At 54.7% G+C, this 10,843-nt stretch carries 1 protein-coding gene; it reads left to right on the top strand.

Translation table 11 applies throughout. The features are described from left to right. The first annotated feature begins 9 nt into the window (after positions 1-9). Positions 10-10,770, top strand: a complete 10,761-nt coding sequence (locus tag Xbud_RS06300) for a non-ribosomal peptide synthetase (protein ID WP_099135332.1) — start codon at positions 10-12, stop codon at positions 10,768-10,770. Positions 10,771-10,843 lie beyond the last annotated feature (73 nt).

Genomic DNA, 10,843 nt, shown 5'->3' with positions numbered 1-10,843 from the left:
ATAAACAAAATGAATAATAACGAACAGAGACTAAATCAGTTAAAGCAGGCAGTACTTCAGAAAAAATTGAAAGGGAGAATTCCAGATAGGCAAATTGAGGAAAGATATCAGCTAACCAGTAGAACCAATCCCAAACAAGAATTGCCACTCTCCTGGGCGCAGCAGCGCTTATGGTTTTTGGCGCAACTCGACCCCGCGGCACAAACCGCCTATTACGTATCAGATGATTTACATCTGCACGGCGCCCTGGATCTGCCGGCCCTCACCGCGGCATTAGATCGCATTGTCGCCCGGCACGAAATCTTACGCACCACCTTCCGGCTGATCGACGGGCAAGCCCGGCAAATCATCGGCAAGCCGGACAGCGGGTTCGCCCTGACGGTCCACGATTTCAGTCAATTACCCGCCGCCGGCCAGCACGCGGCCATCGAGGCCGCCGCGGAATGGGACGCCAGCCACCCCTTCGATTTTAGCACCGGGCCCCTGATACGCGCGCAATTACTGAAGCTCGCCGACCACCAGCACCGCCTGCTGTTAACCCAGCACCACATTATTACGGATGGCTGGTCCCTGAATATTCTGCTGCATGAACTGTCCACGCTTTACCAGGCCTTTACCCGGGGGCAGCCCGATCCGCTGCCGCCGTTGCCCGTGCAGTACGCCGATTATGCGCTGTGGCAGCGGCAATGGTTACAGGGGACGGTACTGGACACGCAGCTGGCCTTCTGGCGCCAGGCGTTACACGGTATTCCGGCGTTACTGGCATTACCCACCGATCACACCCGGCCCGCCGTACAAAGTTACCGGGGCGACCAGGTTCCCTTTACCTTACCCCCGCCCCTCGTGGCCGCTTTAAAAGCCTTAAGCCAGCGGCATGGCACCACCCTGTTTATGACCCTGCTGACCGGCTGGGGGATTTTACTGGCCCGGTTAAGCGGCCAGCCGGATATCGTGATTGGCACGCCCGTGGCCAACCGCCAGCACAGTGCGTTAGAGCCGTTAATCGGCTTCTTTGTCAACACCCTGGCCTTAAGGGTCACGGTGGACGATAACCCCTCCGTGCAAACCTTACTGGCCCGGGTAAAAACCCACACGGTGGCGGCGTATGCCCACCAGGATCTGCCGTTTGAACAGCTGGTCGAAGCCCTGCAACCCCCGCGCAGCCTGAGCCACAGCCCGCTCTTTCAGGTGATGTTTGCCCTGGATAACACCCCCAAAAATCACCGGTTCGACTTACCCGGGTTAACCCTGACCGAGGTGCCCGCGGCCCGCAACAATGCCCAGTTTGACCTGACGTTATCCCTGAATGAAACCGCCGCCGGGATCACCGGGGATCTGGAATACGCCACCGACCTGTTCGAGCGGGCGACCATTGAACGCCTCAGCGGCTACCTGACCCGGCTCTTAACGGCGATGGCCGCCGATGACCGCCAGCCCGTCGGATCCCTCCCGCTGCTGACCCCGGCACAGCGCCGCCAATTACTGACCCAGTTTAACGCCACCGCCCGGGCTTATCCGCGCGAGCCGCTTATCCACCAGCTGATTGAACAGCAGGCGGCCGCCACCCCCGCGGCCCTGGCCCTGGTGAGCGAGGCGGGCCAGCTCAGTTATGCCGACTTAAACCGGCACGCCAATCAGCTGGCCCATGCCCTCCGGGCCGCGGGGGCCCGCCCGGATGACCGCATCGCCCTGTGTGCCGAACGCAGCCTGCCTCTGATCATCGGGATGCTGGCCATCTTAAAGGCCGGCGCCAGTTACGTGCCGCTCGATCCCGACTACCCCACCGACCGGTTAACCTATATGCTGGCAGACAGCCAGCCGGTCCTGGTACTGACCCAGCGTCATCTGAGCGCCCGCCTGGCCAACACTGACCTGCCCCTTTGGGTACTGGACAGCGCAGACCATCACACGCACCTCGCCAGTCAGCCTCAAGACAATATTCCAATCACCGTCTCCGGCCTCACGCCCGCCAATCTGGCGTATGTGCTGTATACCTCCGGCTCGACCGGCCTGCCGAAAGGGGTGATGATTGAGCACCGGCAGGTCGTCAATTTTATTCAGGCGCAAATCCAGCTCACCGCCCTGACGCCGCGTGACCGGGTGCTGCAATTCGCTTCCTTCGGGTTTGATAATTCCGTGGCGGAAATCTTTCCCACCCTGGCGGTGGGTGCCACCCTGGTCTTGCGCCCGGCCCGCCTTAAAGTGCCGGATACCGACTTTATGGCCTTTCTGCACAAGCATCACATCACGGTGGTCGATTTGCCCACCGCGTTCTGGCATCTCTGGGCCCAGGAAGTCCGGGCAGGGCACAGCGGGCCCCCGCCCGCCCTGCGCTCCGTGGCCGCCAGCGGCGAAAAGGCGGAAGTGCGCCACCTGCAAGCCTGGTTAGCCAGCCCGGCGACCCAGGCCTGCCGCTGGATTAATATTTACGGCCCGACCGAAACCACCGTCAATGCCACCGCCTGCCCTTATGAGCCCGGCCATCCCGCGCCCGCTGACGATATTCCCATCGGCCGGCCGATGGCCAATACCACCGTCTATATCCTGGACCCCCAGGGGCAGCCCGTGCCTGTCGGGGTCACCGGCGAGCTCTATATCGGCGGCGAGGGGGTGGCCCGCGGCTACCTGCACCGCCCTGACCTGACCGCCGAACGGTTCCTGCCCGATCCCTTCCGCCCTGAGCCGGCCGCCCGGATGTACCGCACCGGGGATTTGGGTTACTGGCGGCCGGAGGGCACTATCCATTACCTGGGGCGCAATGATTTTCAGGTCAAACTCCGCGGATTCCGCATTGAACTGGGCGAAATCGAAACGCAGCTGGTGGCGTGTCCCGGGGTGAAGGACGCCCTGGTTATCGTCCGGGAAGATGACCCCGGGGATAAACGGCTGGTCGCGTATTTAGTCCCCGACGCCCCCCGGCCGCTGGATGCCACCCGCCTGCGGGACCAGCTCAGCCAGCACCTGGCCAGCTATATGATCCCCAGTGCCTTCGTGACCCTGGATGCCTTCCCGCTTAACCCGAGCGGCAAAATCGATCGCCGGGCTTTACCGGCCCCGGACCGGGCCGCCCGTGTCAGCCGGGACTATGTCGCCCCGCAGGGCGGGGCCGAGCGGCAACTGGCCGCGATTTGGCAAGCCCTGCTCCGGCTGGCCCAGGTCGGCCGCCACGATAATTTCTTTGAACTGGGCGGGCATTCGTTGCTGGTGGTCACCCTGATAGAGCAGCTGCGCCAGCACCACTGGACCCTGCCGGTCAGCGCCGTGTTTGCCGCCCCGACCCTGGCCGCCATGGCCCAACAGCTGACCCATGAACCGGCGGACAGCCCCGTCCCGGACGTGCCCGCCAGCCTGATCCCGCCGGACTGCCCGGCCATCACCCCGGCGATGTTACCGCTGCTGACCCTGACCCAGGCCCAGATTGACCCGGTCATCGCCCGGGTCGCCGGCGGCGCGCGCAATGTGCAAGACATGTATCCCCTCGGGCCCTTGCAGGAAGGGATTTTATTCCATTATTTACTGGAAACCCGCGGCGACACCTACCTGGACCGCCAGTTTATCCGCTTCGACAGCCGCCCGCGGCTGGAGGCGTTCTTACAGGCCCTGCAACAGGTGATCGACCGCCATGATATTTTGCGCAGTGCGGTCCACTGGCAGGGCTTGCCCGAGCCCGTGCAGGTGGTGTACCGCCAGGCCCCCCTGCCCCGGACCGAAACCGTGCTGGCCCCCGGGGAGGCAGCCGAACAGCAGTTACGCCGCCTGACGGACACCCGCCTGACCCGCCTGGATATCACCCGGGCCCCGTTATTAGCCGCCACCTTCGCGCAAGAGCCCGGCAGCGCCCACTGGCTTCTGGCCCTGCAACACCATCACCTGGTGTGTGATCACCTGTCCCTGGACATCATCTTTAGTGAGATGCAGGCGCTGCTCGCCGGCCAGGGCGACACGCTGCCCCCGTCACTGCCTTACCGGCACTTTATTGCCCAAACCCGGGCAGTGCCGGCTGAAACCCACCAGGCTTACTTCCGGCAGCTGCTGGGGGATGTGGCAGAGCCCACCCTGCCGTTCGGCCTGGCCGACACCCAAAACCTCCCTGCCGATATCACCGAAGCCGTGATGCCGCTGGATAACGCGCTCAGCCAGCAGATAACCGCGTGTGCCCGCCAGCAGGGGGTCAGCGCCGCGGTCTTGTTCCATGTCGCCTGGGCCCAGGTGCTGGCGCTGTGCAGCGGGCAGGACGATATTGTGTTCGGCACAGTGTTACTCGGGCGCTTGCAGGGCGGGGCCGGGACGGCTCAGATATTCGGCATGCTGATCAATACCCTGCCGGTCCGTATTGCGCTCCAGGATCGCACGGTGCAGCAAACGGTACAGGCCACCCATCAGCAGCTCAGTGCCCTGCTGGCGCACGAGCAAACGCCGCTGGCCCTGGCGCAGCGGTGCAGCGGCATTCCGGCCCCGCAGCCCCTCTTCAGCAGCTTACTCAATTTCCGCCACAGCCAGCGGGACCCCGGGCCCGCCGCCTCGCCGGCCTGGGCCGGGATCCAGGTTCTTTCCGATGAAGAACACAGCAACTACCCGTTATCGCTGGATGTGGATGCCTTTGAGGACGGGTTTGCGTTAACCGCCCAGTGCCCGCAGCACCTGAATCCGGCCCGCATTAATCACTATATGGTGTCGGCATTAAGCCAGCTGGTGAGCGCCCTGCACACCGCCCCGGCCCGCGCTATCCGGTCCCTGACTATCTTACCGGACGAGGAGCGTACCCGGTTACTGGTGGCCTTTAATCCGGCGGCGGTCACGGCAGCGCCGGCCGGCCTGCTGCACCAGGCTGTTGAGCAGCAGGCCGCCCGCACCCCGGCGGCCACCGCCCTGGTCTGGGGCGACACGTCACTCAGTTACGCCGCGCTCAACCGGCGCGCCAATCAGCTGGCCCATGCCCTGATAGCCGCCGGCGTGCGGCCCGATGACCGGGTGGCAATTTACGCCGAGCGCAGCGTAACGCTGATGATTGGCCTGCTGGCTATCCTCAAAGCGGGGGCCGGTTATGTGCCGCTGGCCACCGACCACCCGCGCGAACGCCTGGCGTATCTGCTGTCAGACAGTGCACCGGTTTTACTGCTGACGCAAACCCATTTACACCCGCACCTGCCTGACACCGCCGTGCCCACCTGGTGCCTGGATGAGGCCCGCCAGCAGGCCACCCTTGAGACGTCTGCGGCGGAGAACCCGGACCCGGCCCGGCTGGGGTTACAGCCGCATCATCTGGCCTACGTGATTTACACCTCCGGTTCAACCGGGTTACCGAAAGGGGTGATGATTGAACACCGCAATGTGACAAGCTTTGTCGCCGCGCAGTTGCAGGCCAATCCCCTTACCGCCCGCGACCGGGTGTTGCAATTTACCGCGGTGGCATTTGATACCGCGGTCTCGGAAATCTTCCCGACCTTCGCCGCCGGGGCCAGCTTAATCCTGCGGCCCGACGCCCTGCAAGTCCCCGACAGCGCATTTAGCGCGTTTCTGCACGCACAGAAAATCACCGCCCTGGATGTGCCGGCGGCGTTCTGGCACCTGTGGGTGCAGGAGCTGGCCGCCGGCCGGTGCCCTTTCAGCCCTTATTTACGCACGGTGACGGTGGGCGGCGAAAAAGTGGAGGCCCGCCACTTACAAACGTGGCAGGCGTTACCCGAGACACAGCCGTGCCGCTGGCTTAACGCCTATGGGCCGACGGAAACCACCGTCACGGCCACCGCCTGGGCAGGGGATAACGCCGGGCCGGCCCCGCACAGGCCTGCTCTCACGGCCGCCGTCCCGATTGGCCGCCCGCTGGCCAACAGTAAAATCTATATCCTGGATGCACACGGCCAGCCGGTGCCTGTCGGGGTCACGGGGGAAATTTATGTGGGGGGCGCGGGGGTCGCCCGCGGTTACCTGCACCGCCCTGACCTGACCGCCGAACGGTTTATCCGTGATCCGTTCAGTGCCCAGCCGGGGGCACGCATGTACCGGACCGGGGATCTGGGGCAATGGCTGCCGGAGGGCAATATCCACTATCTGGGGCGCAATGATTTTCAGGTCAAGATCCGCGGATTCCGCATTGAACTGGGGGAAATTGAAACGCAGCTGGCGGCGTGCCCGGGGGTTAAAGATGCTGTGGTTATAGCGCGTGAAGAAAAGGACGGTAATACCAATCTGGTAGCTTACATTATTCCACAGTCAGATATCACGCCGGATGCCATTCAGTTGCGTGAGCAATTAGGTACACATTTAATGGAATATATGCTGCCTAGTATATTTGTGACATTGGATGCTTTTCCACTTACCCCAAATGGAAAAATAGATCGCAAGGCATTGCCAACACCTAAACACACAGATGTCATCAGTCGTGAATATCAAGCTCCTGTCAACACAACTGAACAGCAATTAGCCACTATCTGGCAAAATCTGCTACAACTGGAACAGGTAGGACGTCATGATAACTTTTTTGAATTAGGAGGACATTCTTTACTGGTCGTTGGCCTAATAGAGCAACTACGCCAACACGGCTTTACATTGCAAGTCAGTGCCGTATTTTCATTTCCCGTCTTAGCAGATATGGCAAAACATCTAATTAATAAGACCACTGATGATTCTACAGCACAAATCATTCCACCTAATCTGATCACAAATGATAGTCAAACTATCACACCAGATATGTTGCCATTGGTGTCACTAACACAAGAGCAAATTGATCAAATCGTTGCCAGCGCGGCTGGGGGTGTTAGTAATATTCAAGATATTTACCCATTGGGGCCATTACAAGAAGGGATTCTGTTTCACCATTTACTGGAAACAAAAGGTGACATTTATCTGGACAATATGATGATAGCCTTTGACTGTCGTGCGAGGCTGGAGACATTTTTGCAAGCACTACAGCAGATAATCAACCGTCACGATATCTTACGTAGCGCGGTTCATTGGAATGATCTTCCTGAACCCGTGCAAGTTATTCATCGTCAAGCACATCTTCCTATTACCGAACTGACATTGTCACCCGAAGGTGAGGCTGAGCAGCAATTACTCCATCATACTGATCCACATTTGATACGTCTGAATATCACACAGGCTCCATTATTATCAGCCACCATTGCCAAAGATCCCCATAGCGGAAAATGGTTGCTGGCCTTGCTACATCACCATCTGGTTTGTGATCATCACTCACTGGAAATCATATTCAATGAAATTCAGGCAATACTCTTGGGGCAAGGTAATCAACTTCCCCCTCCTCTGCCTTACCGTAACTTTATCGCCCAGCTCCGCATGGTGCCTCTTGAGCAACACCAAGCTTACTTCCGCCAGCTTTTAGCTGATGTCGATGAACCGACTTTGCCTTTTGGTTTGTTGGAAGTTCATGGCGAAAACAGTGAACAGTTCGCAGAAGCTGAATTCGAATTAGAAACATCACTGGCACAAGCATTGCGAAATTGTGCTCAACAACAAGGAGTCAGTGCAGCAGTACTGTTCCACGTCGGCTGGGCACAAGTACTGGCACAATGCAGCGGACGAGATGATGTTGTTTTTGGCACTGTGCTGTTGGGACGTTTACAGGGGGTAGTCAATTCAGACAAAACTCTCGGTATGTTTATGAATACACTTCCCATCCGCATTAAATTAGGTGGTTTCACTGTGCAGCAAGTTGTTCAGCAAACTTACCAGGTATTGAGTGAATTATTGGAACACGAACAAGCTCCACTCTCATTGGCTCAACAATGCAGTGGCGTCAAGGCACCTTTACCTCTGTTTAACAGTCTGTTGAATTATCGCCACAGTCCAAATAATGATAACGACCAGAATACGCGATCTGCTGAGGAAGGTATCGAGCTGTTAAGTTCTAATGAACGTACCAACTACCCACTCAGTTTGGCAGTTGATGATACTGGACAGGGATTCACGCTGACTATGCAGTGTGTATCATTCCTTGATCCCAAACGGATTAACGCCTTCATGCACACTGTGCTATATGACTTAGTCGAGATTTTGCAAAACTCACCAGAACATATCTGCCAACAATTGAACATTTTGCCACAGGAAGAGCGTATTCAACTCTTGCAAACATTCAACAATACTCATATTGCATATTCGCAAGATGATTTAATCCACCAACGCTTTGAGCAACAAGTGGAATATTCTCCTACAGCTATCGCCTTAATTTACGGCGATCAACAATTGTGTTACGACGAACTGAACCGAAAAGCTAATCAGCTAGCGCACTATTTAATTGAACTTGGTATACGTCCAGATGATCGGGTAGCAATTTGTGTTGAGCGCAGTCTGGATATGGTCATCGGCTTATTAGGCATATTGAAAGCAGGCGCGGGTTATGTTCCTCTTGATCCAGACTATCCTACTGAACGACTGTCCTATATGCTGTCAGACAGCCGGCCTGTAGTATTACTGACCCAATATGCCCTGCAAGCTCGTTTCTCCGATACAGAAGTTCCCTTATTGGTACTGGATGATAGCGAGTACCAAGCAAAGATCAGAAATCAGCCAGATTGTAATTTGTCAGCCTCTGATTTAGAAGTTACATCACGTAATCTAGCGTATGTACTGTATACCTCCGGCTCAACAGGACTACCCAAAGGTGTAATGATAGAACATATTAGTGTGGTTAACCTGCTGCTTTCAATGCAAGAGATATTGCAAATTACTACCGACGACACAATGCTCTTCTCCACTACCATTGGTTTTGATATAGCCGGGCTGGAGCTTTATTTACCCTTATTCAGCGGCAGCCGTATTGTCTTAGCGCCATCACGAATAGCCAAAGATCCTGAACAATTGGCAGCATTAATTGCATTGCATAACATCAAAATTGTACAGGCAACACCTACTGCCTGGAGAATGTTGCTTGATTCTGGATGGATAGGTGCAAACGTCAAGGCATTAAGCGGGGGTGAAGCGTTATCTCACGAACTGGCACAACGTTTAAAACAAAAAGTCAGTAGCTTATGGAATCTGTATGGACCAACAGAAACAACTATCTGGTCAACAGCATCCACTAACATTTTGGCGGAGCAAATCAACCATCACACGAAATCTCAAATAACGATTGGTCGTCCAATAGCCAATACTCAAATTTATTTACTTGATAAACACAACCAGCCTGTCCCCATTGGAGTAATCGGTGAAATTCACATCGGAGGGATCGGAGTGGCTCGCGGTTATTTGAATCGTCCAGAACTTACTAATGAACGTTTTGTTCATAATCCTTTCAGTGAGCAAGTTGATGCACGAATGTATAAAACAGGAGATTTAGGACGTTGGCTTCCTGATGGTACTATCGATTATCTCGGACGTAATGATTTTCAAGTCAAGATCCGTGGTTTTCGAATTGAACTGGGTGAAATTGAAGCCAAACTACTTGCCTATTCTGAGATCCAAGAAGCGATTGTGATGGTGCGTGAAGATATCATGCATGATAAGCGTCTAGTGGCTTATCTGGTTTTGCAGCCAGAAATAACTCTGAATCTGGAACAATTGCGGGAAACTTTACATACCAGTTTGCCCCACTATATGATCCCTAATGCTTTTGTAACATTAGATTCATTCCCACTAACGCCAAATGGTAAGTTGGATCGCCAATCTTTGCCATCACCAGATGCGTCTGCCGTGATTACTCAAGACTATGAAGCACCTACCGGTGAAATAGAGAACATTATTGCTGAAATTTGGCAAGAAAACCTCGGATTAGACCGCATTGGACGGCATGATCATTTCTTCGAACTCGGTGGGCACTCTCTACTGACATTGCAAATCGTTGCACGCTTACGCCGGGCTTTAAACATCAACATAGCAATACGAGATCTATTCCTTCACCCAACAATCAGTAAACTTGCCTGTTACCTCCAACAGCTTTTATCTGGTAGCCATCAGGAACAGCAAAAAAATGTAGTCACTATCCGCCAAGGTAAAGGTGAATCATCACTGCTTCTTGTCCATCCAGCAGGAGGTGGCATCCACTATGCCTATGATCTTGCTTCTCATATTCATGATCAAGACATGACAATTTATGGCATTACCGCCAGTGACAGATTCGGAGATGAAAATCTTCAATTAACATTTAGCGAAATGGCTAAAGAATATATTACCTCTATTCGTCAGGCCCAAATATCGGGACCTTATACGATTGCTGGATGGTCAATCGGCGGAACTCTTGCATATGAAATAGCTAATCAATTGATAGCCGAGGGAGAAACTGTCGATTTCATAGGATTAATTGATTCGGTTGCTAGCTATCAAGATACATTCACTCAGGAAGATAAACAGGCTGGATTATTATTTAATGCAAAAAATACTTTGTATGATCTACTGGTGGAAGAGACAGATATCTCCCTTCATATGGATGAGAAATTACAAAGGATTACAGATAAACATGACTACAATGCTCTACTGGCTTTTGCCCAGCAGAACGATTTACTACCACCTCACATTCCTTCAGATAATATTCTCTACTATCTGAGCCTTTATCATAATATTACGGTGGCGGCTTATCACTATACTGCCCCAACAAACATTGCTTCAGAAATACCTCTTCATGTCGTCTTATTCAGGGCAACAGAACAAAATGAGCAGCATAGTTATGCTCTTGGGTGGGAGGATGTCATTCCATCAGAACAGCTCTCTATTGTTCCTGTTGTTGGTTCTCATGAATCCATTATGAAGTTGCCGCATATCAAACATGTCGGTCAGGCCTTATTGAAAGCCATTATGGCGGCAAAAGAGAATTATTAACTGAATACCACCTCCTATGGAGGTGGTTAACAACAGGTTGGCTGCGCCAAAAATAATATCCCCTTCTATGAAG

This window comes from Xenorhabdus budapestensis (assembly GCF_002632465.1).
GTDB classification, from domain to species: Bacteria; Pseudomonadota; Gammaproteobacteria; order Enterobacterales; family Enterobacteriaceae; genus Xenorhabdus; species Xenorhabdus budapestensis.
Note: the sequence above shows the minus strand (reverse complement) of the source record. Positions and strands in the feature narration are given on the sequence as shown.

Excerpts from the sequence above, each read along its gene's own strand:
- Xbud_RS06300 (WP_099135332.1), top strand. The coding sequence starts at position 10 with ATGAATAATAACGAACAGAGACTAAATCAGTTAAAGCAGGCAGTACTT.